The sequence below is a fragment of the Streptomyces sp. CA-146814 genome (assembly GCF_050942385.1).
GTDB lineage: Bacteria > Actinomycetota > Actinomycetes > Streptomycetales > Streptomycetaceae > Streptomyces.
The window spans coordinates 5,446,520-5,470,824 of sequence record NZ_CP192068.1 but is presented as its reverse complement, the minus strand read 5'-3'; the positions used below and the strand labels follow the sequence as shown (position 1 = coordinate 5,470,824).

At 71.1% G+C, this 24,305-nt stretch carries 24 protein-coding genes; 10 read left to right on the top strand and 14 right to left on the bottom strand.

Features of this window, described 5'->3' with window-relative positions; translation table 11 throughout:
- Positions 1–18: 18 nt before the first annotated feature.
- Positions 19–972 carry a LysR substrate-binding domain-containing protein gene (locus tag ACQP09_RS24655; RefSeq protein ID WP_433406753.1) on the bottom strand — a complete coding sequence of 318 codons (954 nt, stop codon included), beginning with the start codon at positions 970–972 and terminating at the stop codon, positions 19–21.
- A gap of 378 nt (positions 973–1,350) precedes the next feature.
- Between ACQP09_RS24655 and snpA the strand changes: the two genes are divergently transcribed.
- Entirely contained in the window at positions 1,351–2,010 is a 660-nt protein-coding gene (gene snpA / locus ACQP09_RS24650; RefSeq protein ID WP_432149774.1) for a snapalysin, read from the top strand.
- 138 nt (positions 2,011–2,148) lie between these two features.
- Here snpA and ACQP09_RS24645 read toward each other — a convergent pair whose 3' ends face one another.
- The 6 genes from ACQP09_RS24645 to ACQP09_RS24620 all read right to left on the bottom strand — a co-directional run bounded on the left by ACQP09_RS24645 (position 2,149) and on the right by ACQP09_RS24620 (position 7,646).
- Positions 2,149–2,505: a GntR family transcriptional regulator gene (locus ACQP09_RS24645; RefSeq protein WP_432149775.1), complete on the bottom strand. Its 357-nt coding sequence runs from the start codon at positions 2,503–2,505 to the stop codon at positions 2,149–2,151.
- A gap of 2 nt (positions 2,506–2,507) precedes the next feature.
- Positions 2,508–3,479 (bottom strand): DUF1648 domain-containing protein, encoded by a 972-nt coding sequence (locus ACQP09_RS24640; protein WP_433403164.1) that lies wholly within the window; start codon positions 3,477–3,479, stop codon positions 2,508–2,510.
- A 154-nt stretch (positions 3,480–3,633) separates the two neighbouring features.
- Positions 3,634–4,329, bottom strand: a complete 696-nt coding sequence (locus ACQP09_RS24635; RefSeq protein ID WP_433403163.1) for a DUF6304 family protein — start codon at positions 4,327–4,329, stop codon at positions 3,634–3,636.
- 75 nt (positions 4,330–4,404) lie between these two features.
- On the bottom strand, positions 4,405–5,001 hold the full coding sequence (locus ACQP09_RS24630; protein ID WP_433403160.1) for a GNAT family N-acetyltransferase: 597 nt from the start codon (positions 4,999–5,001) through the stop codon (positions 4,405–4,407).
- Between the two features lie 102 nt (positions 5,002–5,103).
- Positions 5,104–6,147, bottom strand: a complete 1,044-nt coding sequence (locus tag ACQP09_RS24625; protein ID WP_433403157.1) for a family 2 encapsulin nanocompartment cargo protein polyprenyl transferase — start codon at positions 6,145–6,147, stop codon at positions 5,104–5,106.
- A gap of 92 nt (positions 6,148–6,239) precedes the next feature.
- The gene (locus ACQP09_RS24620) at positions 6,240–7,646 is read right to left on the bottom strand and encodes a family 2B encapsulin nanocompartment shell protein (protein WP_433403154.1); all 1,407 of its coding nucleotides are present in this window, start codon (positions 7,644–7,646) and stop codon (positions 6,240–6,242) included.
- 175 nt (positions 7,647–7,821) lie between these two features.
- Between ACQP09_RS24620 and ACQP09_RS24615 the strand changes: the two genes are divergently transcribed.
- The 3 genes from ACQP09_RS24615 (at position 7,822) to ACQP09_RS24605 (ending at position 10,536) form a co-directional block, all read left to right on the top strand.
- Complete coding sequence (locus ACQP09_RS24615; protein ID WP_404059806.1) at positions 7,822–8,268, top strand: RrF2 family transcriptional regulator; 447 nt, start codon at positions 7,822–7,824, stop codon at positions 8,266–8,268.
- A gap of 102 nt (positions 8,269–8,370) precedes the next feature.
- Complete coding sequence (locus ACQP09_RS24610) at positions 8,371–9,567, top strand: globin domain-containing protein (RefSeq protein WP_433403151.1); 1,197 nt, start codon at positions 8,371–8,373, stop codon at positions 9,565–9,567.
- A gap of 36 nt (positions 9,568–9,603) precedes the next feature.
- Entirely contained in the window at positions 9,604–10,536 is a 933-nt protein-coding gene (locus ACQP09_RS24605; RefSeq protein WP_433403148.1) for a 1-aminocyclopropane-1-carboxylate deaminase/D-cysteine desulfhydrase, read from the top strand.
- Here the strand turns inward: ACQP09_RS24605 and ACQP09_RS24600 are convergent.
- Positions 10,512–12,113, bottom strand: coding sequence for a Na+/H+ antiporter (locus ACQP09_RS24600; protein WP_433403146.1), 1,602 nt, complete (start codon positions 12,111–12,113; stop codon positions 10,512–10,514). The two genes, ACQP09_RS24605 and ACQP09_RS24600, sit on opposite strands and share 25 nt — an antisense overlap.
- A 35-nt stretch (positions 12,114–12,148) precedes the next feature.
- On the opposite strand from ACQP09_RS24600, the gene ACQP09_RS24595 reads away from it, so the two are divergent.
- From ACQP09_RS24595 to ACQP09_RS24585, 3 genes are all read left to right on the top strand, one after another.
- A complete protein-coding gene (locus ACQP09_RS24595) occupies positions 12,149–12,409 on the top strand; it encodes a UBP-type zinc finger domain-containing protein (RefSeq protein ID WP_030560950.1) in 261 nt (86 codons plus the stop codon).
- Between the two features lie 231 nt (positions 12,410–12,640).
- Positions 12,641–13,054, top strand: coding sequence for an anti-sigma regulatory factor (locus ACQP09_RS24590; protein ID WP_024492166.1), 414 nt, complete (start codon positions 12,641–12,643; stop codon positions 13,052–13,054).
- 23 nt (positions 13,055–13,077) lie between these two features.
- A complete protein-coding gene (locus ACQP09_RS24585; protein ID WP_356746768.1) occupies positions 13,078–14,001 on the top strand; it encodes an RNA polymerase sigma factor SigF in 924 nt (307 codons plus the stop codon).
- A gap of 88 nt (positions 14,002–14,089) precedes the next feature.
- On the opposite strand, the gene ACQP09_RS24580 is transcribed toward ACQP09_RS24585, so the two are convergent.
- Entirely contained in the window at positions 14,090–14,539 is a 450-nt protein-coding gene (locus ACQP09_RS24580) for a hypothetical protein (RefSeq protein ID WP_433403140.1), read from the bottom strand.
- 183 nt (positions 14,540–14,722) lie between these two features.
- Between ACQP09_RS24580 and ACQP09_RS24575 the strand changes: the two genes are divergently transcribed.
- Complete coding sequence (locus tag ACQP09_RS24575) at positions 14,723–15,691, top strand: diacylglycerol/lipid kinase family protein (RefSeq protein ID WP_433403138.1); 969 nt, start codon at positions 14,723–14,725, stop codon at positions 15,689–15,691.
- Between the two features lie 319 nt (positions 15,692–16,010).
- Positions 16,011–16,268, top strand: a complete 258-nt coding sequence (locus tag ACQP09_RS24570) for a WhiB family transcriptional regulator (protein ID WP_003953983.1) — start codon at positions 16,011–16,013, stop codon at positions 16,266–16,268.
- A 178-nt stretch (positions 16,269–16,446) separates the two neighbouring features.
- Here the strand turns inward: ACQP09_RS24570 and ACQP09_RS24565 are convergent, their stop codons facing one another.
- A complete protein-coding gene (locus ACQP09_RS24565; RefSeq protein WP_433403135.1) occupies positions 16,447–17,913 on the bottom strand; it encodes a sensor histidine kinase in 1,467 nt (488 codons plus the stop codon).
- Between the two features lie 565 nt (positions 17,914–18,478).
- Positions 18,479–19,561, bottom strand: a complete 1,083-nt coding sequence (locus ACQP09_RS24560) for an SIS domain-containing protein (RefSeq protein WP_432149787.1) — start codon at positions 19,559–19,561, stop codon at positions 18,479–18,481.
- A 245-nt stretch (positions 19,562–19,806) separates the two neighbouring features.
- On the opposite strand from ACQP09_RS24560, the gene nagB reads away from it, so the two are divergent.
- Positions 19,807–20,592, top strand: a complete 786-nt coding sequence (gene nagB, locus ACQP09_RS24555; RefSeq protein ID WP_432149788.1) for a glucosamine-6-phosphate deaminase — start codon at positions 19,807–19,809, stop codon at positions 20,590–20,592.
- A 227-nt stretch (positions 20,593–20,819) separates the two neighbouring features.
- On the opposite strand, the gene ACQP09_RS24550 is transcribed toward nagB, so the two are convergent.
- Genes ACQP09_RS24550 through ACQP09_RS24540 form a run of 3 tightly spaced genes read right to left on the bottom strand, consistent with a single transcriptional unit; the run spans position 20,820 to position 24,235 of the window.
- Positions 20,820–22,361 (bottom strand): glycoside hydrolase family 3 protein, encoded by a 1,542-nt coding sequence (locus ACQP09_RS24550; protein ID WP_433403131.1) that lies wholly within the window; start codon positions 22,359–22,361, stop codon positions 20,820–20,822.
- Positions 22,362–22,370: 9 nt separating this feature from the next.
- Positions 22,371–23,231 (bottom strand): carbohydrate ABC transporter permease, encoded by an 861-nt coding sequence (locus ACQP09_RS24545; RefSeq protein ID WP_433403129.1) that lies wholly within the window; start codon positions 23,229–23,231, stop codon positions 22,371–22,373.
- Positions 23,228–24,235: a carbohydrate ABC transporter permease gene (locus ACQP09_RS24540; RefSeq protein ID WP_433403126.1), complete on the bottom strand. Its 1,008-nt coding sequence runs from the start codon at positions 24,233–24,235 to the stop codon at positions 23,228–23,230. Before ACQP09_RS24540 ends, ACQP09_RS24545 begins: the two co-directional genes overlap by 4 nt.
- Positions 24,236–24,305 lie beyond the last annotated feature (70 nt).

Below are 24,305 nucleotides of genomic sequence, written 5' to 3'. Positions count from 1 at the left end.
GGGGAACTCCCGGCGGGCTCAGGGCGTACGCGCGAGCGGACTGCGGTGGCGCAGCAGCCACTCGTAGTAGCCGCTGGAACGCCGGGCCGCCTCCCGGTAGGCCGCCTCCAGCTCCGCGTAGACCACCGAGGTGTCCGTCTCCGGTCGCGAGGCCAGGAGCAGCCGGACGGCGAGCGGGTCGCCGCGCAGCGGGCGGATCGCCATGTCGTCACGCGGCCCCGAGGTGGGCTGGCAGGGTGCGACGGCCTCGCCGAGCACGACGAGCGAGGCGGCGGTGAGGTAATCGCCGTGCAGGACCGGCGGATTGAGCCCGGCGGCACCCAGCACCCGGCGCACGCCGTCCCACTCGCCGTCCACCGTCGGATCGACCATCCACCGGTCGCCGGCCAGGTCCCCGAGCTCCACGACGCGGCGGCGGGCGGCGGGATGGTCGCGGGAGAGGGAGATGAACTGCGGTTCGCGGTCGACGAGTACGCGCTGTTCCAGGCCTTCGGGAAGGGCCAGCGGGCTTCCCTCCACCTCGTGCACGAAGGCCACGTCCAGCCGGCCCGCCTCGACCGACCGCAGGAGGGCGTGGGCCGAGACGTCGACCCGCAGGGAGATCTCCGTACCGGGCAGGGCGACCCGTAGCCTGCGGAGCCAGCTGCCGACGACCCGGCTCGCGGTGGAGCCGATGCGCAGCCGGGGCCCGCGGGCGCGGGTGGCGTCGGCCTCCGCCAGGGCGTGGGTCACCAGGGCGCTCATCCCGTCGACGAGCGGCCGGGCGCGGCTGAGGACGGCCCGGCCGAGCGGGGTCGGGCGGCAGCCGGTGCGATCGCGGCGGAACAGTTCGGCGCCGAGCGAGTTCTCGATCCGCCGCAGCTGGGTGGTCAGGGAGGGCTGGCTCACGCCGAGGCGACGGGCGGCCTGGTGCAGACTGCCCGCGTCGGCGATGGCGCAGAGCGCCCTGAGGTGCCTCACCTCAAGCTCCATGAAGCGGAGACTACGACCGGTCATGCCCCTGACACCATCGGCCTCAACCCCATCAAACGGAATCAATTCAGGGGGTGTTGGGCGGCGCGTCATGGAGCGATGAGAAGGTGGCGCCTCCCTGCCGTGGGCGTGGCGTCTCCCCTGCCGTGGGCGTGGCGTGTCCTCGGTCGGGGGAAGTGGCGTCTCCCCGGCCGGGGAAGTGGCGTCTCTCCGGCCGATGAGGTGGCGGGCGCGGGGATAGGGCCGTGTTATCGCCGGTTGGCATCATCCCCGGCGGCCGTCCGCTCCCCCACACTCTCCCCGTACCGCCCCGCGCCCCGTCCGTTCAGCGGACAACCCCCACGGCGCGGGTTCACCGGACAGTAGGAGAAATCCCCCATGAGACACCTCAGGACCGCCATCGCCTCCGCCATCGCCGGTCTCGGCCTCGTCGCCGCGCTCGGTACGGCTCCCGCGGTCTCCGCCGCTCCTGCCCCTGCGGTCTCCACCCCCGCCACCATCGCCGCGTACAACGGGTCGGCCGAGAACGCCGCCGCCAACAAGGCCTTCTTCGACGCGGTGATGAAGTCCGCCGCCGAGAAGCGTGCCGCCGCTCCGATCGGCACGCAGGCCGTCACCGTCACCTACAGTGCGGCCTCCGCCCCCAGCTTCCGCACCCAGATAGCCAACAGCACCCGGATCTGGAACAGCTCGGTCTCCAACGTGCGGCTCCAGGAAGGCTCCAACGCCGACTTCACCTACCGCGAGGGCAACGACCCGCGCGGTTCGTACGCCTCGACCAACGGCCACGGCCGGGGCTTCATCTTCCTGGACTACCGGCAGAACCAGCAGTACAACTCGACCCGCGTCACCACGCACGAGACCGGACACGTGCTCGGCCTGCCGGACACCTACTCCGGCCCGTGCAGCCAGCTGATGTCCGGCGGCGGCCCCGGCCCGTCCTGCACCAACGCACAGCCGGACGCCAACGAGCGGTCCCGGGTGAACTACCTCTGGCGGAACGGCTTCGCCGCCGCGCTGGCGGGCGCCACCTCCTGACCCGCGTCGCCCCCCGCATCGCCGCATGAAGAGGGCCGTTCCGGACGCGGAACGGCCCTCTGTGGTGGAGCGGGCCGGTGTCGTACGAAGGTGGCGGCGGCCCGCACTGATCGGTGTCGTACGACGGTGGCGGCGGCCTCAGCCGGTCAGTTCGGCGCGGACCAGCGTCAGCAGCTCCTCCTCCGTCATGCCCAGCTCCCGCGCGTCCGCGACCACTTCGCGGACCCGCTCCAGGAGATGGGCCCGCCGGGGCGAGGCCCCTTCGGTGACCACCGCGCCGCGGCCGCGGCGCAGCTCGATCAGCCCTTCCTCGCGCAGCCGCTGGTAGCCGCGGAGCACCGTGTGGACGTTCACCCCGAGGGAGTCGGCGAGCACCCGGGCGGCGGGGAGCCGTTCGCCCGGGGTCACCGCGCCGTCGGCGACCGCGCGGCGCACCGAGGCCGCGATCTGGTCGCCGAGGGGCACGGTGGAGGTGGGGTCGACCCGGAAGAGCATGGTCAGCGCCCCGCCCGGTTCCGGTCGACGAGGGTGTTCAGCAGGGCGGCACCGGTCGCGGAGTCCTCGACGGTGACCGCGAACTCGCGTCCGCCTCGCTGCCGGGCCACGATCGCCTCGCCCGAGCGGACGATGAAGCCGGTGCGGCCCGGGCGGATGCGGTACCCCCAGCCGCCGAACTCCGCGACCGCGTCGACCCGGCGGCTGTCCGCCGCCTCGATGCGCTCCAGCGGCACCTGGACCCGTGGCCACGGCAGCAGGCCGGAGACGGTGAGGCCGCGCCGGTCCACGGTGACATGGGCGCGGCTGAAGACGAGCACCAGCACGGCGAGGACCAACAGGGCCGCGCCGATGAACCAGTTGACCGCGTAGCCGACCCCTGTGCCGGTGGCCGCGAGCACCAGGGCTCCCACCGGCGTCCACCAGGCACCGGTGGTACGCGCCCAGCCGGCCACCTCGCCGTCGGCGAGCGGGATCCGCCGGCGTTCGGCGGGGTCCCTCCCGGCGTCGGGGTCCTGCGGCGCCGGGACCAGCCGGGCCAGCAGCAGCCCGATGGATCCGGCGAGGGCGGCCGCGCCGAAGGCCACGGCGAGGTGCCACATGGGGAAGCGGGCGGCCGGCCCGCCTTCGGAAGCGTCCAGGTTGACGATCAGCGTGGCGCCGAGCACGTACGAGAAGAATGCCGCCGCCGCCCAGCCGCCGCCGATGAGCAGGCGGTGGGCGCGCCCGTGGATCCGGCCCCGGACCACCATGAGGAGCCAGGCGGCGCCGAGCACGGGCAGCACCGGAGCGGTGACGAGGACGTAGGTGGTGCGGTCGACGTAACCGTTCACGTCTCCGGAGAGGTCGAAGTGGCCGGCCAGACGGGTGGGAAGGCGGTCCTTGAGGGCGAGGAAGAGGATCAGGTCGACGAGGAAGGCGAGGAGAAAGGGCAGGGCCGCGAGTGTGGTGCGGCCAAGGTTCTTGCGTGTCATGAAAACCTCCGTTGTTCGCATGTTAGTAGAACAACTAGAGGAAGGGCAACGGGTCACGCCGGCGAGGTCCGCGCCGAAGGCCCGGGAACACCTCTGCCCCGTACCGGAGTTGCGGTACGGGGCAGAGAAGGAGGCGACCAGGCCGGGCCTTACATCAAGCAGGTTCCAGCGGCTCCAGCGGCTCCAGCGGCTCCAGCGGGAAGGCCCCTCGGTGGCCGGTCCCCGCTCCCTTGGCCGGGCGCACCTCGAACTCCTCGCAGCTCCAGATCTCCTGGACGAACCCGGTCCGCCGGTCCCACAGACCCAGCACCGCGCCTTCGCCCTCCGCGTCCCGGTAGACGTCCTTGGCTCCCCGGAAGCAGGCGAGGGAACCGGAGAGGCCGCGGCCGGTGGCCGGGAAGTAGTCGGAGAAGGCGCAGGCGATACAGGTCTGGAGCTGGACACCGTCCGGAAGGACGCGCTGGATCGCCGACAGCGCGGCCGCGAAGTCGCTTTCGGCGCGAGCGGATTCGTAGACCGCGCCGTCCAGGTGGAGGGTGAGGTAGAGGTCCGGGTCGGCCCGGCGCAGGGAGAGCAGGCAGCCGAGGGTGGCCTGGCGCAGGGTGCCTTCGACGCGGACGGGCAGCGGGAGGTCCCACTCCAGTACGCAGTCGGTGAGCGCGCCGTCCGCCAGGGCGAACATGCCGCTCTCCGGGGTCGTGCCCGACACCGGCGCCAGGCCGTCGAAGCTCTCGCCCTCGAAGTCGACCCCTCTGATCCGGATCCGGAGCTGCTGTCCGTCCGTGGTGAGGACGACGGCCTCGGAACCGCCCCGGTCCCGGTACCAGCCGGCCCACGACTCATCTGTCATGAGCAGGGACTGTAGCCGCTGCCCGGCACGGCCCCGGTGCCGCCCTCCCTCTCCGCTGAGAGCCCGGACGGTACGTCAACCCGCTTGCGGCTCACGCCACATGGGCCACATCGACGGGCCGTCCGGCAGCTCGACGGCTCGGCCCATGAAGTGGAAGCCGAGCCGTTCGTAGAGCGTGCGGCTACGGGCGCTGCTCGCCTCCAGATAGGCGGGTACGCCGTCACGGTCGCAGCTCTCCAGCTCCGCCCGGATCAGCTCGGCCCCGATGCCCTCACCCTGCCGGTGCGGGGAGACACCGATCATGAGGAGGTAGGCGTGGGCGCGGTCGTGCGGGTGCACCTTCCCGGTCAGCCGTCCGACCAGTTCGCACCGCTCGTTGTCCGGATCGGCGGTCTGCCGCATCAGGGCGGGCGTGGGGTCCTCCCCCTCGGGTGCGCCGGCGGGCACCGGCAGCCACAGGGCCACGGCCGCGCCGTCCTCGGCCACGTCGATACGGCCTTCGGCGAGGGTGATGTCGGCGAAGACACCGAGGAACCTGCCGTGCACCGCCCGCCGGTGCGCCTCGTCCGGGAAGACCCAGCTGCTGACCGGGTCGTGGTGGAAGGCCTCCTCCAGGACCGAGACGACCAGCTCCCTGTCGCCCTGGCCCGCCCGCTGTATCCGTATGCCCATGACCGGCTTCCGCCCCTTCGCCCGCTGCTCTCGACTCTCAGCTCTCAACCAACCTCCGGAATACTAGAGTTGATGGTTCCTGGACCGACCGGATCAGGCCGGTCAGCTGGTGCGGCGGGTGACGAATTCGGCCAGGGCCAGCAGGTCGCCGGCTCCGTCCGGGTCGGGGACCGCGCGCGAGAGGTGGTGCACCGCCCGGGCCATCCGGTCGGCCGCGCAGACCTGCGCCCAGTCCCGGCCGCCGGCCCGGTCCACGGCGTCGGCGGCACGGTCCACCTCCGCGGCGGTGGACAGGGGGCCCCGGTAGAGCGCGGCGAGTTCGGCGGCGGCCGGAGTGCCGGAGGTCAGGGCCGCCACCACGGGCAGCGACTTCTTGTGGGCCGACAGGTCCGCGCCGACGGGTTTGCCGGTACGGGCCGGGTCGCCCCAGATGCCGATCAGGTCGTCGATGAGCTGGAAGGAAAGACCGGCTTCCCGCCCGAAGCCGTCCATGGCGCGGACGGCCCGGTCCTCGGCGCCGGCGTAGAGGGCGCCGAGCGCGCAGGCGCAGCCGAGCAGCGCGCCGGTCTTGGCGGTCGCCATGGTCAGGCACTCGTCGAGCGTGACCTCGTCCGGGCCGCGCTCCTCGAAGGCGCAGTCGGCCTGCTGGCCCGCGCAGAGTTCGATGACGCAGGAGGAGAGGCGGGCGGAGGCCCGTTGTGCGGCCGGGTGGGTGTCCTCGGCGAGCAGCCGCTGGGCAAGGGCCAGCATGGCGTCGCCGGTGATGATCGCGTCCGGGACGCCGAAGACGGCCCAGGCGGTGGGCCGGTGTCTGCGGGTGGTGTCCTCGTCGATGACGTCGTCGTGGAGGAGCGTGAAGTTGTGCGCGAGCTCGACGGCGACGGCGGCGCGCACGGCGCGTTCCGGATCGCCGCCCAGCGCCCGGGCGGCGGCCAGCACGAGCGCCGGCCGGATGGCCTTGCCCGCCTGTCCGGCGGCCGGGGTGCCGTCGGCGTTCTCCCAGCCGAAGTGGTACATCGCGATCCGGCGTATGCCACCGGGCAGCGATTCCACGGCCGTTCGCAGATGCGGGTCGACGATGGCGCGGGTGCGCTCCAGCAGCGCCGCGGCCTCGTGCCCTTCCGTCGCTGCGTCCGTACTGGTCATGGTCACGGTCACTCCCTGGGGCGGTGCGATGGGGCGGGGCCCCGGCGGCCCGGCCGGTGTCGGCCGACCGGGCCGCCGGGGGTGACACGGGGTCAGCGCCAGCGGCTCACCTCCACGTTCTCCAGTACGCCGAGGGCGTCCGGTACCAGGATGGCGGCGGAGTAGTACGCAGTCACCAGGTAGGAGATGATCGCCTGCTCGTCGATGCCCATGAAGCGGACCGAGAGGCTCGGCTCGATCTCGTCCGGGATGCCGGTCTGCTGGAGGCCGATGACGCCCTGTTCGGCCTCGCCGGTCCTCATGCAGATGATGGAGGTGGTGCGGGCGTCGGTGACCGGGATCTTGTTGGACGGGAAGATCGGCACCCCGCGCCAGGCCGGCACGTGGTGGCCGCCGATGTCCACGCTCTCCGGGACGAGTCCGCGCCGGTTGCACTCGCGGCCGAAGGCGGCGATGGCGCGCGGGTGGGCGAGGAAGAGCTTCGATCCGCGCCGGCGCGAGAGCAGCTCGTCCATGTCGTCGGGGCTGGGTACCCCGTCGTGCGGCTGGAGCCGCTGGCCGTAGTCGCAGTTGTTGAGGAGGCCGAACTCCCGGTTGTTGATCAGCTCGTGCTCCTGGCGCTCGCGGAGCGCCTCGACCGTGAGCCGCAACTGCTGCTCGGTCTGGTTCATCGGCTGGTTGTAGAGGTCGGCGACCCTGCTGTGCACCTTCAGCACCGTCTGCGCGACGCTCAGTTCGTACTCGCGGGGCGCTGCGTCGTAGTCGACGAAGGTGTGCGGGACGACGGCCTCGCCGACATGGCCGGCGGAGAGGTCGATCGCCGCCTCGCCGTACTTGTTGGTCCGCTGGTGCGGGATGGAGAGCAGACCGGCGAGATGGGCGCGGAGCGGCTCCGCGCGCTCCGCGAGGTTGAACACGTCCGCACGGCTGAGCGTCAGCAGCGTGCACGCGGTGACGGCACGGGCCGTGTACTCCCAGACGGCGTCGCCGTCGACCAGACTCTGGTCACCGAAGTACGCGCCGTCGGCGAGGACTTCGAGATCCGTCTCGTCCCCGTAGAGGCCGGAGCCGATCTTCTCGACCTTGCCGTGCGCCAGCAGGAAGACCCGGTCCGCCGCGTCCCCCGAAGTGGCGATCACCTCTCCCGCGGCCACGTCCCGCTGCTCGCACCTGCGGGCGAGCTCGGCGAGGACCTCCTCGTCCCCGAAATTGCGCAGAGCGGGCAGCTCCCCCAGCTCGGCGGGGATCACGGCCACCCGGTCCCCGGTCTGGACGAACGTCACCCGGCCGTCACCGACCGAATAGCTGAGCCGACGGTTCACCCGGTACGTACCGCCCTGTACCTGCACCCACGGCAGCATCTTCAGCAGCCACCGTGAGGTGATCTCCTGCATCTGCGGCGCGGACTTGGTGGTCGTCGCGAGGTTCCGCGCAGCCGCCGTCCCCAGACTCTGCTGCGGCGGCGCCTGCGTGTCGCGAACCTCTTCACCAACGGACATCTGACGTCCTCTCGATCTTGGGCTGACCTGCTCAAGAAGCCTTTCAGCGGAGGACGCCGCCCGCCATTACACAAAAGAGTGTGACTAATCGGCCTTCGGTCGGGGCACGTTGCCCCTCGTCGCCCGGCGGACCCTAAAACTTGCATCTTGCATACCACTTATCTAGGATCAAGCCATGCGGCTGACCAGATTCACCGATGTGGCGCTCCGCGTGCTCATGCGGCTGGCGGTCGCGGAGGGCGCGGACCCGCCGACCACGCGCGAGGTGGCGGACACCATGCGGGTGCCGTACACCCACACCGCCAAGGTCGTCGCCCGTCTCCAGCACCTGGGCCTGCTCGACGCCCGCCGCGGCCGGGGCGGCGGCCTCACACTCACCTCGGCCGGACGCTCCGCCTCGATCGGCGCTCTCGTACGGGAGCTGGAGGGCACGGACGACGTCGTGGAGTGCGAGGGCGACACCCCGTGCCCGCTGCGCTCCGGCTGCCGACTGCGCGGCGCCCTGCGGAAGGCCCAGGACGCCTTCTACGCCTCGCTCGACCCGATCACCGTCACCGATCTCGTCGCCTCCCCCACCGGCCCCCTCCTGCTCGGCATCGGCAGCGGCCCGCCGCAGGACTGACCCGAGCCCCGGCCTTCCCGGCCCACCCGCCCGCGCGGGCGGGCCCCCTTCCGCCCAAAAATAAGCATCCTGAATACCAATTCAAAGAGGAGCCTCTCCGTCATGCTCTCCGACCGGTCCACCGCCACCGTCCGTGCCACCCTCCCCGCCGTCGGCGCGACCATCGGTGACATCGCCGACCTCTTCTACAAGAAGCTCTTCCAGGCCCACCCGGAGCTGCTGCGCGATCTGTTCAACCGGGGCAACCAGGCCTCCGGCGACCAGCGCCAAGCCCTCGCCGGGTCCATCGCCGCGTTCGCCACCGCGCTGGTCGAGCACCCCGGCACCCGGCCCGACGTGATGCTGAACCGGATCGCGCACAAGCACGCCTCGCTGGGCGTGACCCCGGAGCAGTACGAGGTCGTCCACACGCACCTGTTCGCCGCGATCGGCGACGTACTGGGTGACGCGGTCACCCCTGAGGTCGCCGCGGCCTGGGACGAGGTCTACTGGCTGATGGCGAACGCCCTCATCGCCATCGAGGCGCGGCTGTACGCCCAGCAGGGAGTGGTCGCGGGCGATGTGTGGCGGGAGTGGGAGGTCGCCGCCCGGATCGCGGAGACCGAGGACGTCGCCACCTTCCACCTGCGGCCGGCGGACGGCGGCGAGGCTCCCGCCTTCCGGCCCGGCCAGTACGTCTCCGTCCAGGTCGAACTGGCGGACGGCGCCCGGCAGATACGCCAGTACAGCCTCTCCTCCTCGCCCGGCTCCCGGCTGCGCTCCATCACGGTGAAGCGGGTGCGCGGAGCGGCGGCCCCCGACGGCGAGGTCTCCCGCCACCTGCACGAGCACGCCCGCGCCGGCGACCGGCTGCGCGTCTCCGTCCCCTACGGGGACCTGGCCCTCGACCACCTGGACGCGCCCCTCCTGCTGGCCTCGGCCGGGATCGGCTGCACGCCCATGCTGTCGATGCTGGAGTACCTGGCCGAGCAGGGCCACGACCGCCCGGTCACCGTCGTGCACGGCGACCGCTCTCCCGCCGACCACGCCCTGCGCGCCCACCACGTCCAGCTGACGGAGAAGCTCCCGGAGGCCGAGCCGCACTTCTGGTACGAGACCCCGGAGGCAGGCCACCCGGCCCACCGCACCGGCCTCGTCGACCTGAACGGCATCACCGTCCTGCCCGGCACCCACGCCTACCTCTGCGGCCCGCTCCCCTTCCTGCGCACGGTCCGCACCCGGCTGCTGGACGCCGGAGTGCACCCGGCCGACATCCACTACGAAGTCTTCGGCCCGGACCTGTGGCTGGCGAGCGCATAAAAGAGGGTGCCGCCGGGGGCGGGCCACAATAGGCAGGTGAACCGCCCCGAGACCCTCCTGCGCCCCAGGGTGCCGTCCCCGCTCCAGGAGGTCCGGGACGACCGCTTCGACCGGCGCGGGATCACGCTCCTCCTCAAGCGGGACGACCTGATCCACCCCGAGCTGCCGGGCAACAAGTGGCGCAAGCTCGTCCTCAACCTGGAGGCGGCCGCCGGGCGGACCGTGCTGACGTTCGGCGGCGCCTACTCCAACCACCTCCGGGCCACCGCCGCGGTCGGCCGGCTGCTGGGCTTTCCCACCATCGGAGTCGTACGCGGCGACGAGCTGGCCCACCGCCCGCTCAACCCGTCCCTCGCCCGGTGCGCCGCCGACGGCATGCGGCTGCACTTCGTGGACCGTACGACCTACCGCGCGAAGGCCTCACCCGAGGTCCTGGAGGCGCTGCTGAGCCTCTTCGGGGACGTGGAGGTGATCCCGGAGGGCGGCAGCAACGCCCTCGCCGCACAGGGCTGCGCAGCGCTGGGACAGGAGTTGCGCGGGCTCACCGATGTGGCTGCTGTGGCCTGCGGGACCGGAGGCACCCTCGCCGGGCTCGCGGCGGGGCTGGACGACCGACAGCGCGCGCTCGGGGTACCGGTGCTGCGCGGCGGCTTCCTCGGCGAGGCCGTCGCGGCGCTCCAGCACGAGGCGTTCGGCGGTCCGGCCGGGAACTGGTCGCTGGACGAGCGCTTCACCTTCGGCGGCTACGCCCGTACGACCCCGGAACTGGACGCCTTCGCCGCGGACTTCGAGGACCGGCACGGGCTGCCGGTGGAGCGGGTCTACGTCGCCAAGCTGCTGTTCGCGCTGACGGTCCTGGCCGAGGAGGGCGCCTTCGCTCCGGGCAGCCGGGTGAGCGCGGTGATCACCGGCACGCCCGAGCCACCGACCCGTACAGCGCTCCCTCAGGACTCGTCCGTCTCCCGGTAGGCGGCCGCCTCCTCCAGGTCCAGCCGGCGCAGCAGCGTACGCATCATCTCGTCGTCGATCCGCCGCTCGTCCCGGAGCTTGACGAAGACCTCCCGTTCGGCCTCGATCATCTCGCGGGAGAGCCGCCGGTAGGTGTCGTCCGCCGATTCGCCGGTGACCGGGTCGGCCGCGCCCAGCCGCTCCCAGACGGCGTTGCGGCGGCGCTCCAGCACAGCGCGCAGCCGGTCGGCCAGCGGCGGCGGCAGGCTGTTGTGCGGGTCGGCGAGCAGCTCGTCCAGGCGGGCCTCGGCGGCCACCGACGCCTCGCTCTGGGCCTGCGCCTCGATGAGCGTCTCGGCCTGCGGGTCGCGTCCCGGCAGCTTCAGTACGCGGACGAGGACGGGCAGGGTCAGCCCCTGGATCACCAGCGTGGCGATCACCGTGGTGAAGGTCAGGAACAGCACCAGGTTGCGGGCCGGGAACGGCTCGCCGTCCTGCGTGACCAGCGGGATCGAGAAGGCGACGGCGAGCGAGACGACCCCGCGCATCCCGGCCCAGCCGACGATCAGCGGCGCGGTCCAGTCGGTGCCCGGCTCCCGCTCCCGTACGCGCCGCGAGAGCCATCGGGGCAGATAGGTGGCCGGATAGACCCAGATGAAGCGGACCACGACGACCGCGACGAAGACGATCGCCGCGTAGCCGAGCGCCGCCACCGCGCCGCCCGCTTCCAGCCCCTTCAGGACGAACGGCAGCTGCAGCCCGATCAGGGCGAAGACCGTGGACTCCAGGATGAAGGCCACCATCTTCCAGACCGCGGCCTCCTGGAGGCGGGTGGCGAAGTCGACCTGCCAGGAGCGGTGTCCCAGATAGAGCGCGACGACGACCACGGCGAGGACTCCGGAGGCGTGCACCCGTTCGGCCGCCGCGTACGCCACGAACGGGATCAGAAGAGAGAGCGTGTTCTGGAGCAGGGCCTCCTTCAGATGCGTACGCAGCCAGTGCAGCGGCACCATAAGCAGCAGCCCGACCCCGACCCCGCCGACCGCCGCCAGCAGGAACTCCGCGATCCCGGCGGCCCACGTCATCCCCTCCCCCACCGCTGCGGCCAGCGCCACCCGGAAGGCGGTGATCGCGGTGGCGTCGTTCACCAGCGACTCACCCTGAAGAATGGTCGTCACCCGCGCGGGCAGTCCGACCCGGCGGGCGATCGCGGCGGCCGTCACGGCGTCCGGCGGCGCCACCACGGCTCCCAGGACGAGCGCGGCGGTCAGCGGCAGCTCAGGGATCACCAGATAGGCCAGCCACCCCACGGCGACGGTGGCGAAGAGCGTGTAGCCCACGGAGAGCAGCGCGACCGGCCGGATGTTGGCCCGCAGGTCGAGGTAGGAGCTGTCGACGGCGGCCGTGTGGAGCAGCGGTGGCAGCAGCAGCGGGAGCACGATGTGCGCGTCCAGGTGGTACGTCGGAACGCCCGGCACCAATCCCGCGATCAGGCCCACGGCGACCAGGACGAGCGGCGCGGGGACCGGAGTGCGGCGCGCCGCTCCGGCGACCGCCGCACTGGCCGCGACCAGCGCCACCAGCGGCAGCGCGTCCATCTCACCGTCCTAGGATCCGTCGTAACCTGCCCATCATGAGCGAGTGTGCGCATGTAGCGGATCTGCCACGCCCCGAACCCGTACCGCTCGGGGAGACCTGCCCCGAGTGCCTGGCGGCCGGGACCCATCCCGTGCAGCTGCGGCTCTGCCTGACCTGCGGGCACGTCGGCTGCTGCGATTCCTCGCCGCTGCGGCACGCCACCGGGCACTTCCGGGAGACCGGTCATCCGGTGATGCGGAGCTTCGAGCCGGGCGAGAGCTGGCGCTGGTGCTTCGAGGACGGTTCGATCGTCTGACGTCTGGGTACGTCAATCCGGCGCCGGTTCTTCGTAATTGGACGCCGCAGACCCCTAGCCACTGTGCGTACTCATGGGTTTACCATGAGTGACGGTCGGGGGATGGGGTGCGGGCGACACTGCATCATGGATCCGATAGCGTCGCCGAGCTGAGAACCGTCGACCGACCGTATGGCTCCGGGCCACCCTTCCCGGAACCTCGAAAGAGTTTGTGCCACCTTGGAGGTGAGGGTGTCCCAGATCGCAGGCGAGCCCGGGAATCAGGACTTCGTAGAGGTCCGGCTGCCCGCTGCGGGTGCCTACCTGTCGGTGCTGCGAACGGCCACGGCCGGTCTCGCAGCGCGTTTGGACTTCACTCTCGACGAGATCGAGGATCTCCGCATCGCGGTCGACGAGGCCTGCGCGATCCTGCTTCAGCAGGCCGTGCCCGGCTCCGTCCTCAGCTGCGTGTTCCGGCTCATCGACGACTCTCTCGAGGTGACGGTGTCGGCCCCGACGACGGACGGCCGCGCACCGGAGCGTGACACCTTCGCCTGGACGGTGCTCTCAGCACTGGCCGGCAAGGTCGAGTCGACGGTCGCCGACGACCGTACGGTCAGCATCAGCCTCTACAAACAGCGCGGCGCGGGCCCCGGGCCGGCGTGAGCGACGGGAACGGGGACGGTCCTGTGCGGGACGAGACGATCCGATCCGGGGTGGTGCGGCCGGCAGGCATCCCGGAGCAACAGGCCCGGCCGCACCCGGTGGACGGAGCGGACGGGCCTGAGAGCCTCAACGTCGCGGTGGAGCAGTCGCAGGAGCGGGCGGGCCAGATGAGCGAGCACGGGCACCACGATCCACACGACCGCAGCGGGGCCCGGGCCCTGTTCATCGAGTTGCGGGAGCTTCCCGACGGCTCGGCGGAGAAGGCGGAGCTGCGCAACCGGCTGGTGCGGATGCATCTGCCGCTGGTCGAGCACCTGGCCCGGCGGTTCCGCAACCGCGGGGAGCCGCTGGACGACCTGACACAGGTCGCCACGATCGGGCTGATCAAGTCGGTGGACCGGTTCGACCCGGACCGCGGCGTGGAGTTCTCGACGTACGCGACGCCCACGGTGGTCGGTGAGATCAAGCGCCACTTCCGGGACAAGGGCTGGGCGGTGCGGGTGCCGCGCCGCCTCCAGGAGCTGCGGCTCTCGCTGACCACGGCCACCGCGGAGCTCTCCCAGCAGCACGGCCGCTCGCCGACCGTGCACGAGCTGGCTGAGCGGCTCGGCATCTCCGAGGAGGAGGTGCTGGAGGGCCTGGAGTCGGCCAACGCGTACAGCACGCTCTCGCTGGACGTGCCGGACACCGACGACGAGTCGCCGGCGGTCGCGGACACGCTGGGCTCGGAGGACGAGGCGCTGGAGGGCGTGGAGTACCGGGAGTCGCTCAAGCCGCTCCTGGAGGATCTGCCGCCGCGCGAGAAGCGGATCCTGCTGCTGCGGTTCTTCGGCAACATGACCCAGTCGCAGATCGCCCAGGAGGTCGGCATCTCGCAGATGCACGTCTCCCGGCTGCTGGCGCGCACGCTGGCCCAGCTGCGCGAGCGCCTGCTCGTCGAGGAGTAGGACGGCCCTCCGCAGGGCGCCACGGATCCCGGGGCTCAGGCCTCCGGGTTCGCGCGGGCCTCCGGGTCGCGCAGGCTTCGGGAGTTGCTCAGGCTTCCGGGTTGGCTCCGGCGCCCCTGCGCAGGCCGAGGATCTGGGTGGTCGCCGGGTTGAGGGCGAACACCAGACCGGTCACGGCGACCGCCGCCAGGACGATCCCGGCCGGGATCAGCGCGCCCTGGGAGCGCAGCAGCGTCCAGGCCACCGGCAGCGCCATGATCTGCGTGATCAGCGCCGGCCCCCGGCTCCAGCTCCGCAGCAGCATCAGGCCGCGGGCGGCGATGAGCGGGATGGCGCCGAGCGCGATCAGCGTGATGCCGACCGTCTCCGCCTGCTGCGGGCTCTCGGGACGCCCGAGCACCCCCATGACCAGCAGGTAGAGCCCGCTGACCGCGAGTGCGGCGCCTTCGAGGGCGTTGATCCCGGCGAGGGCGGTGATCCTTCGCGGGCGCTCCGTCGCGGCGGGCGAGGGGGTGGAGGGGGTCGCTTCAGTGCTCACGCCCTTCAGGTTGGCATCCCCGGGCCCCGGAAGTGAAGCCGGGGGGCGCGGGCGCGGCGCACATCACGTACGAGGGATGCCGACGCCGAGCGCGTACGGCTGAGGATCACGGAACGTGACCGGCCCTGAGCTGAGCGAACCGCGACTTCGGTGCCGAACCACCCGGTAGGTACTCTGACGGGCATGCGCGCACTTCTCGTGGTCAACCCGGCAGCCACCACCACCAGTGCCCGCACCCGTGACGTCCTCATCCACGCTCTGGCCAGCGAGATGAAGCTGGAGGCGGTGACCACGGAGTACCGGGGTCACGCGCGGGATCTGGGGCGGCGGGCGGCCGACAGCGACGACATCGACCTGGTGGTCGCCCTCGGCGGCGACGGCACGGTGAACGAGGTCGTGAACGGGCTGCTGCACCGGGGCCCGGACCCGGAGGGCCTGCCGAAGCTGGCCGTGGTCCCCGGCGGCTCCACCAATGTCTTCGCGCGCGCCCTGGGACTGCCCAACGACGCGGTGGAGGCGACCGGCGCGATCCTGGACGCTCTGGAACACCGGACCGAACGCACGGTTGGTCTGGGCCTGGCCGCCGGCACCCCGGGCACCGAGGACGAGTCCGTACCCGAACGCTGGTTCACTTTCTGTGCGGGTCTCGGTTTCGACGCCGGAGTGGTCGGCCGGGTCGAACAGAAACGCGAGCACGGCAAGCGGTCGACGCACGCGCTGTACGTACGCCAGGTGGTCCGCCAGTTCCTCAACGAGGCCCACCGCAGACACGGGACGATCACGCTCGACGTGCCCGGCCAGGAGCCCGTCACCGACCTCGCGCTCTCCATAATCTGCAACACCGCCCCCTGGACCTACCTGGGGAATCGTCCGGTGTACGCCTCCCCGAAGGCCTCCTTCGACACCGCTCTGGACGTCCTCGGACTGAAGCGTCTGTCGACCTCGGCGGTGGCCTTGTACGGCACCCAGCTGCTCACTTCGAGCCCTGACAGAGGACCGCGCGGGAAGCACGCCGTTTCACTGCATGACCTCACGGACTTCACCTTGCATTCAAAGGTTCCGCTGCCCTTCCAGATGGACGGCGACCACCTAGGACTGCGTACGAGCGTGACGTTCACAGGCGTACGCCGTGCACTGCGTGTGATTGTGTGAGCGGAAGGGCCCAAAGTCCTTTAACTCGAACGTTTGGCCTGGCCCCCACCCCTTAGAAGTGCGGCTGTGACCTAGTCGACACCGAGGAATCAAAAAAAACTTTCCAGAAGGGGTTGTATCCGCCGCCGAGGTTTGCGAATCTCTACATGGCGATCGGGACGGCCCGCAACACCGGCCTCCCTGAGAGCCAGAACCCCTCCTCACCATCACAGACCACACCCAGTGCTTCTGGGAGTCGGCCCGTCATCCGTGGGGGGATTCGTGAAAGCGTTCACATTCACAAGCAACAAACGTGTAATACCAAGGAGAGGTAGCAGCCATGGACTGGCGTCACAACGCCGTTTGTCGTGAGGAAGACCCCGAGCTGTTCTTCCCCATCGGCAACACCGGTCCTGCGCTGCTGCAGATCGAGGAAGCCAAGGCCGTCTGCCGTCGCTGCCCCGTCATGGAGCAGTGCCTGCAGTGGGCGCTCGAGTCCGGCCAGGACTCCGGCGTCTGGGGTGGCCTCAGCGAGGACGAGCGCCGCGCGATGAAGCGCCGCGCCGCTCGCAACCGGGCGCGTAACGCCAGCGCCTGACCGACGCCCCCCACGAACACGCCTCAGCCAGGCGGCGCGTACAGAGCGTGCGCACAGCCCCGCCTTCGAGTCGCAGCGCGCAGTACCCCGGAGCGCATCGCATCGTGAGCATCACGGAGCGGGCCCGGACCGTCACCACGGTCCGGGCCCGCTCTGCTGTGTGCTCCCAGCCGTGTGACTACTTGTCACCACGCACCGGCAGGTCCAGCACCACCTGGGTGCCGCGCTCCGGCGCCGGGACCATGCCGAACGTGCCGCCCAACTCGCCCTCCACCAGCGTCCGTACGATCTGGAGCCCCAGATTGCCGGCCCGCTGCGGGTCGAACCCCTCGGGCAGACCGCGTCCGTCGTCGGTCACGGTGATGAGCAGCCGGCCGTCGGTCGGTGAGCCGCCGCGTACGGCCGAGACCTCCACCGTGCCCTGGTCCGCCACCGCGAACGCGTGTTCCAGGGCGTTCTGCAGGACTTCGGTGAGCACCATGGAGAGCGGGGTGGCGACCTCGGCGTCCAGGATGCCGAAGCGTCCGACGCGCCGGCAGGTCACCTTGCCCGGAGAGATCTCCGAGACCATCGCGATGACCCGGTCGGCGATCTCGTCGAACTCGACGCGCTCGTCCAGGTTCTGCGAGAGCGTCTCGTGGACGATCGCGATCGAACCGACGCGTCGCACCGCCTCGTTGAGCGCCTCGCGCCCCTGTTCGGAATCCATCCGGCGGGACTGGAGCCGCAACAGGGCGGCCACCGTCTGGAGGTTGTTCTTCACCCGGTGGTGGATCTCCCGGATGGTCGCGTCCTTGGTGATCAACTCGCGCTCGCGGCGACGGAGTTCGGTGACGTCCCGGAGGAGGACCAGCGAGCCGATGCGGACGCCCTTGGGCTTGAGCGGGATGGCCCGCAGCTGGATCACTCCGCCCTCGCCCTCCACCTCGAACTCGCGCGGCGCGTACCCGCTGGCCACCTTGACCAGCGCTTCGTCCACCGGGCCGCGGGAGGGCGCCAGCTCGGCGGTGGTGGTGCCGAGGTGGTGGCCGACCAGGTCGGAGGCGAGGCCGAGGCGGTGGTAGGCGGAGAGGCCGTTGGGGCTGGCGTACTGGACGACGCCGTCCGCGTCCAGCCGGATCAGCCCGTCGCCGACGCGCGGCGAGGCGTCCATGTCGACCTGCTGGCCGGGGAACGGGAAGGCGCCGGCGGCGATCATCTGGGCCAGGTCGGAGGCGGACTGGAGGTAGGTCAGCTCCAGCCGGGAGGGGGTGCGGACGGTGAGCAGGTTGGTGTTCCGGGCGATCACGCCGAGGACCCGGCCTTCACGGCGTACGGGGATGGACTCGACCCGTACGGGAACCTCCTCGCGCCACTCCGGGTCGCCCTCGCGCACGATCCGGCCCTCGTCCAGGGCCGCGTCCAGCAGCGGGCGGCGGCCGCGCGGCACCAGGTGGCCGACCATGTCGTCCTGGTAGGAGGTGGGGCCGGTGTTGGGCCGCATCTGGGCGACGGAGACGTACCGGGTGCCGTCACGGGTGGGCACCCACAGCACGAGGTCGGCGAAGGAGAGGTCGGAGAGCAGCTGCCACTCCGAGACCAGGAGGTGGAGCCACTCCAGGTCGGTGTCGCTCAGAGCGGTGTGCTGGCGGACGAGATCGTTCATGGAGGGCACCCGTGGAGCGTACCCGGGGTTAACGGACGTGTTCGAACCGATCGGCCCGGCGGGCCGTGGGACAGGGTGGGGCGTCGGAAGGCGATGGACAGCGCGTCGTGTGCGGCCGGAGAATGTCGCGCACATGGATGGACACAGCCAATTGGTCTAGTCCACAATGAGTTCACCAAGACCTCCGCTCTCCCCGCACAGGAGAGTGGACCGAGGCACCCGGCGCTCTCTGCCCTGACCGCGCCGGTGCCTCATGTGGCCGACGGCACCGCACACCGTCGGTCGGAAGGGCCTGCCTTTTGGAACAGGCCGGATCAGCGAGCGGGGTCCGGTGCGTGCAGCTGCAAGGCGGAGGAGGGAGTCGACGCGGAGCGTCGGCGACCGACGACAACGCCGCAGATGTGCGTGCCGGGGCCCGGGAGCCCGGCCTGTTCCGAAAGGCAGGCCCGCAGCTCCGGGCTGCGGTGCCGGATGGGCTGAGGGTCCCATCCTGGCGCCGCGGCCCGCGGGTGTTTTCGGGGCCGTACCGCATTGCGCGGTGGCTCCTCCCCCGCCGCTCGCGCGCTCAGCGCGTCTCCGTGACCTTCGCCAGCGCGCGTGGTGAGTCCGGGTCCTGGCCCCGGGCGATGGTGACCTCGTAGGCGAGCATCTGCAGCGGCAGGATCTCCAGGATCGGCTGCAGCTCCTCCGGAACGCCCGAGGTCGGCAGTGAGAAGCCTGCCGATGCCGCCTCCACCTGCGCCTTCGGTCCGACCACGAAGAGGTCCGCGCCGCGTCCGCGCAGGCGGTCCAGGACCGGCTGGAGGGCCTCGCCGCCGCGGCCGTCGGTGACCACGGCGATCACCGGGGAGACGTTGTCGACCATCGCCAGCGGGCCGTGGAGGAGGTCGGCGCCGGAGTAGGAGAGAGCCGGGATGTAGCTGGTCTCCATGAGCTTCAGGGCCGCCTCCTTGGCCGTGGGGTAGCCGTAGCCGCGCGAGGTAATCACCATGCGCCCGGCGAAGCGGTAGCGGGAGGCCAGCGCCTTGACCTCGGCCCGGCGGCCCAGGATCGCGCCCGCCAGGTCGGGCAGGACCGACGCCGCCTCCGTACCGTCCTCGCCCGCCAGCCCCGCCACGAAGAGGTAGAGGGAGAGCAGGGAGGCGGTGTACGTCTTGGTGGCCGGGAGCGCCTTCTCCGGGCCCGCCAGGATGTCGATGTGGTACTCGGACACGGCGGCGAGCGCGGAGTCCGGGTTGTTGGTGACGGCGAGGGTGACCGCGCCGGCCTCGCGGGCGGCCCGGGTGGAGGCCACCAGGTCCGGTGAGCCGCCCGACTGGCTGACGGTGATCACCAGGACGTCCCGCAGATCGGGCTTGGCCCCGTACGCCGTCGTGGTGGACATGGAGGCGAGACCGCAGGGCAGGCCGAGGCGGATCTCCAGCAGGTACTTCGCGTAGAGCGCCGCGTTGTCGGAGGTGCCGCGCGCGGTGAGCAGGACGAAGCGCGGCTTCCTGGCGGCGATCTCGGCGGCCACCTCGCGGATGCGGGGCGCGCCCTGGTCGAGGATGCGCCGCAGCATCGCGGGCTGCTCGGCCATCTCGCCGGACATGATGCGGCCGGGCACATCGCGCTGGTCGTCCGGGGCGGGCGGAGGGGTGGCTGACACGTGGGGTGCCTCCCATGCGGTGTCGGTCGGCGGTGGCGGTGGTGGCGGCGTACGGAGCCGCCCGCGGACCGCGCCGCCGGCGCCGTACCGGACCAGTCGACCAGCCGTCGGCGGGGTCCGCCAGCGGGGCCGGGCGGGCGGACCGATCCGTGAGCTGTTCACCGCACAGCTGCCCGATTCTGCTAGATTGGGGCCTTGATTGGTCTATACCACAAGGTTCTACTCATCAGATCGGCAGGCACAGCGTGGAAGTTGTCATCGTCCCGGACGCCACGGCAGGCGGCGAACTGATCGCGGAGGCCATCGCCTCCCTGCTCAGCCGCAAGCCCGACGCCCTGCTCGGCGTTGCCACCGGTTCTACCCCGCTGCCCATCTACCGAGCGCTGGCGGCCAAGGTGGCCGCCGGGTCCGTCGACGCCTCGCGTGCCCGCATCTGCCAGCTGGACGAGTACGTCGGGCTGCCCGCCGGCCACCCGGAGTCGTACCGTTCCGTGGTGCTCCGTGAGGTCGTCGAGCCGCTCGGGCTCTCCGAGGCGTCCTTCATGGGCCCGGACGGCTCGGCCGAGGACGTCCAGGCGGCCTGTGAGGCGTACGACCGGGCGCTGGCGGAGGCCGGCGGGGTCGACCTGCAGCTGCTCGGCATCGGCACCGACGGGCACATCGGTTTCAACGAGCCGTGCTCGTCGCTCGCCTCGCGCACCCGGATCAAGACGCTGACCGAGCAGACCCGGGTGGACAACGCGCGCTTCTTCGACGACGACATCGAGCAGGTGCCGCACCATGTGATCACCCAGGGCATCGGGACGATCCTGGATGCCCGGCATCCGATCCTGCTGGCCACGGGTGAGGGCAAGGCGGAGGCCGTGGCGCAGACGGTGGAGGGGCCGGTCGCCTCGATCGTGCCGGCGTCGGCGCTTCAGCTGCATCCGCATGCGACGGTGGTGGTGGATGAGGCCGCGGCGTCGAAGCTGAAGCTGGCGGACTACTTCCGCGCCACGTATGCGGCCAAGCCGGCTTGGCAGGGGTTGTAGGCGTACGGCTGGGCCGTACGTGCGGGAAGGGCCAGGACGCCGTGAGGTGTCCTGGCCCTTCCCGTTGTGCCGCCCGTCCGGCGAGAGGCTTTGTCCTCAATCGCCGGACGGGCTCGATCTGCCGGCCTGACGGCCTTGTCCTCAAGCGCCGGACGGGCTGGATGTGTCCGCCTGACACGCTTGGTCACTGCCGGACGGGCTTGATTTCCGGCCTTGCGGCCTCGTCCTCAAGCGCCGGACGGGCTGGATGTGTCCGTCACGGCCTCCGCCGCCGCCTGGCCGCAGACCCTCGACGCGCCGTGCGTGGCGATGTGCAGCGCGCCTCTCGGCGTGGACGCCGGGACGCCCATCTCGACCACGATCGTGTCCGGGCGCGCTGCCAGCAGGGCGTCCAGGGCCTCGCGCATCCAGGTGTGGCGGTGTTCGTCGCGGACCACCGCGACGATGCGCCGCTTCCCTGCCGCCGCGACCGCCTCGGCCGCCGGAGCGGCACTCTCGCTGGTGTAGCGGCCTGCCTCGGTGCCGGGGAGGAGGCGGGTGAGGCCGGCGGCGATGCCCCAGGGGGTCTCGTCGCCGACGGCGATGTTGGCCACGGCGGAGAGCTCCGCCACGTACGCCGGCTCGGTCAGCCGGGCGCCGGTGCCGGTGACCTGCACCGCGCGGCGGGCGGCCACCAGGCCGATGTCGGAGCTGACTCCGGTGCCGGGCGCGGTCCCCTCCTGCACTTCCGCGCCCGGCTCCGGGACGTCCCCCCGGGCCCCCTGCGTCCAGGACGCGAGGGCTCGTACACGGGCGGCCGCGTCCGCGAGCCGCTCCTCGGGCAGTTCCCCGCTCCGTACCGCCGCCACGAGGGCGTCGCGCAGGGCCACCACCGTCTCCTCGTCGGTCAGCCCGCCGCCGACGCAGATCGCGTCGGCGCCCGCGGCGATCGCGAGGACCGATCCGCGCTCGATGCCGTAGGTCTTGGAGATGGCTTCCATCTCCACGCCGTCGGTGACGATCAGGCCGTCGTAGCCCAGTTCCTGACGGAGCAGACCGGTGAGGATCCGCGGACTCAGGGTGGCCGGGCGGTCCGGGTCGAGTGCGGGAAGCAGGATATGCGCGCTCATCACCGATTTGGAACCCGCCGCGATCGCCGCCCGGAAAGGCAGCAGCTCACGGGCGTGCAGGGTGTCGAGATCCACATCGATGCGGGGCATCGCCAGGTGCGAGTCGACCGCGGTGTCGCCGTGGCCGGGGAAGTGCTTGGTGCATGCGGCGACGCCGGCGGCCTGGAGCCCCTCGATGTACGCGGCGGTGTGCCGGGCCACCAGGGCGGTGTCGGCGCCGAAGGAGCGTACGCCGATGACCGGGTTGTCCGGGTTGGAGTTGACGTCGGCGGACGGCGCCCAGTTCAGGTTGACGCCGCACGCGGCGAGCCGGCGGCCGAGCTCGTGGGCGACGGCCCGCGTCAGGTCGACGTCGTCGACGGAGCCGAGGGCGAAGTTGCCCGGGAAGGAGGAACCGTCCCTGACCTCCAGGCGGGTCACGTCGCCGCCCTCCTCGTCGATGGCGACGAGGACATCGTCCCGCTCGGATCGCAGTCGCGCGGTGAGGGCGGCGAGCTGCTCGGGCGACTCGACGTTGCGGCCGAACAGCCCGACGGAGGTGAGCCCTTCACCGACGCGGCGCAGCAGCCAGTCCGGTGCGGTGGTTCCGGTGAATCCTGGCTGGAGCACCGCGAGCGCGTCACGCGTCAGGGTGTCCGTGGTGGAAACGAGGGTGGTCATGGGCCCGCACTATCCCTTCACAGCGCCGGAGGTGAGCCCAGCGGCCATCTTCTTCTGGATGATCATGAAGAAGATGACGACGGGCAGGGCGATCATGGTGGAGGCCGCCATGAGTGCGCCGTAGTCCGTTCCGCGCTCGGTGGTGAAGGTCATCAGCCACACGTTGAGCGTGTACTTGGAGTTGTCGTTGATCAGGATGTACGCGAAGAGATACTCGTTCCACGCGTTCACCAGGGCGAAGATCGACGCGGCGGCGAGCCCGGGGGCGAGCAGCGGGAAGACCACCTTGCGGAAGGCACCGAAGCGGGTGAGGCCGTCGACCATCGCGGACTCCTCCAGCTCCACCGGGATGTTCACGACGAAGCCGCGGATCATGATGGTGGCGAAGGGCAGCGTGGCGACCAGGTAGACGACGATCAGGCCCCAGTACTCGTCGATCCCGCCCATGGCGTTGAGCTGGGCGTAGATCGGGATGAGCATCGCCGTCGGCGGCAGCATCTGCACCAGGATCATGATCAGGAGCAGCGGCTTGCGGCCGAAGAAGCGGAACCGGCCGATCGCCAGGGCCGCCAGGGTCGCGATGATCATGCCGCCGACCACCGCGGTGACGGCGACGATCAGGCTGGACTGGATGGCGGTGGAGAAGTTGGGCTGGTTGACCGCGCGTTCGAAGTTCTCGAAGGTGATCGACGTGGGCCACAGGGTCTGGTTGTAGCTGCGGATCTCGCGGTTGGGCCGCAGGGAGCTGATGACCAGCCAGTAGACCGGGAAGATCATGACGACGGCGATGCCGAGGCCGATGATGTCCAGGTGGAGCCGGCTCTTCTTCTGGTCGGGGCGCAGCGCCTGTGTTTTGGTCGTGCTGCTCATTCGACCTCTCCCGTCTTCATGAGCTGGCGCAGGTAGTACACGGCCACGCCGGACAGCAGTACCACCGTGATGAGGGCGATCGCGGTGCCCTGGCTGAAGGAGGTGGACTCGAACGCCTTGGAGTAGGAGTAGAGGCCGAGGGTCTCGTACTCCGGCTCGGGCTTGTTGCCGCGCAGCAGCCAGATCTGGCCGAAGACGTTGAAGTCCCAGATCACCGAGAGGGTGGCGACCATGGTGAAGACCGGCTTGATGACCGGCCAGGTGACGAACTTGTAGATGCCGTACGCGCTGGCGCCGTCGAGCGCCGCCGCTTCCTCCAGCTCCTGGGGGACCTGGGTGAGGGCGGCGTACAGGGTGACGACGACGAACGGGATGGCGCCCCAGACGACCAGCAGGGTGATGATGCCGAAGCCCTGGATCGGGTCGAGGTACCAGTTGTGTCCGAGCCAGTCCTCGCCGACGACCTTGGCGATCAGTGTGTTGATCAAGCCGTAGTCGGAGTCGGCCATGAACCGGAAGATCGAGGCGGCGACCATCAGCGGCATCGACCAGGCGGCGATCAGGGCCACCGTCAGGACGAGCCGGACCCAGGTGGAGAGCCGGCGCATGAGCAGGGCGACAAGCAGCCCGATGCCCATCGTCAGCGTCACACAGATGGCCATGAAGACGACCGTGCGGAAGGTGACCCACCAGAACTCGGAGTCGCCGAGGATGTTGGTGAACTGTTCGAAGCCCACCCAGGGGGCGGGCTCTCCGGACCACAGTTCGCGCCGGCCCATGTCCTGGAAGGACATGACGACCGTCTTGCCGAGCGGGTAGAGGTAGACGGCGGCGATCGCCACGATCGCCGGGAGGATCAGGAAGTAAGGGAGGAGTTCACCCTTCTTCCGCTTCCTCTTCTGTACCCGGGGCGCGTCGTCGTCGGAGGACGACTTCCCGGTCGGCTGCGGGTCGGGCGGTAGTGGGACCGGCGGCCCGACGGCCTTGGTATCAGCGGCAGACACGTGGCTGACCTTCCATCGCGGGTCCGGGGCGGGCCCCGGAATTCACGGCGTTCACTTACGAGAAGAGGGC

What these genes read in the sequence shown, in the direction of transcription:
- ACQP09_RS24600 (WP_433403146.1), bottom strand. Translation starts at nt 12,113, where the DNA reads ATGGACGCGCTGCCGCTGGTGGCGCTGGTCGCGGCCAGTGCGGCGGTC.
- ACQP09_RS24570 (WP_003953983.1), top strand. Translation starts at nt 16,011, where the DNA reads ATGGACTGGCGTCACAACGCCGTTTGTCGTGAGGAAGACCCCGAGCTG.
- ACQP09_RS24625 (WP_433403157.1), bottom strand. Translation starts at nt 6,147, where the DNA reads ATGACCAGTACGGACGCAGCGACGGAAGGGCACGAGGCCGCGGCGCTG.
- ACQP09_RS24630 (WP_433403160.1), bottom strand. Translation starts at nt 5,001, where the DNA reads ATGGGCATACGGATACAGCGGGCGGGCCAGGGCGACAGGGAGCTGGTC.
- ACQP09_RS24640 (WP_433403164.1), bottom strand. Translation starts at nt 3,479, where the DNA reads ATGACACGCAAGAACCTTGGCCGCACCACACTCGCGGCCCTGCCCTTT.
- ACQP09_RS24655 (WP_433406753.1), bottom strand. Translation starts at nt 972, where the DNA reads ATGGAGCTTGAGGTGAGGCACCTCAGGGCGCTCTGCGCCATCGCCGAC.
- ACQP09_RS24635 (WP_433403163.1), bottom strand. Translation starts at nt 4,329, where the DNA reads ATGACAGATGAGTCGTGGGCCGGCTGGTACCGGGACCGGGGCGGTTCC.
- ACQP09_RS24550 (WP_433403131.1), bottom strand. Translation starts at nt 22,361, where the DNA reads ATGACCACCCTCGTTTCCACCACGGACACCCTGACGCGTGACGCGCTC.
- ACQP09_RS24620 (WP_433403154.1), bottom strand. Translation starts at nt 7,646, where the DNA reads ATGTCCGTTGGTGAAGAGGTTCGCGACACGCAGGCGCCGCCGCAGCAG.
- ACQP09_RS24565 (WP_433403135.1), bottom strand. Translation starts at nt 17,913, where the DNA reads ATGAACGATCTCGTCCGCCAGCACACCGCTCTGAGCGACACCGACCTG.
- snpA (WP_432149774.1), top strand. Translation starts at nt 1,351, where the DNA reads ATGAGACACCTCAGGACCGCCATCGCCTCCGCCATCGCCGGTCTCGGC.
- ACQP09_RS24610 (WP_433403151.1), top strand. Translation starts at nt 8,371, where the DNA reads ATGCTCTCCGACCGGTCCACCGCCACCGTCCGTGCCACCCTCCCCGCC.
- ACQP09_RS24615 (WP_404059806.1), top strand. Translation starts at nt 7,822, where the DNA reads ATGCGGCTGACCAGATTCACCGATGTGGCGCTCCGCGTGCTCATGCGG.
- ACQP09_RS24545 (WP_433403129.1), bottom strand. Translation starts at nt 23,231, where the DNA reads ATGAGCAGCACGACCAAAACACAGGCGCTGCGCCCCGACCAGAAGAAG.
- ACQP09_RS24575 (WP_433403138.1), top strand. Translation starts at nt 14,723, where the DNA reads ATGCGCGCACTTCTCGTGGTCAACCCGGCAGCCACCACCACCAGTGCC.
- ACQP09_RS24645 (WP_432149775.1), bottom strand. Translation starts at nt 2,505, where the DNA reads ATGCTCTTCCGGGTCGACCCCACCTCCACCGTGCCCCTCGGCGACCAG.
- ACQP09_RS24595 (WP_030560950.1), top strand. Translation starts at nt 12,149, where the DNA reads ATGAGCGAGTGTGCGCATGTAGCGGATCTGCCACGCCCCGAACCCGTA.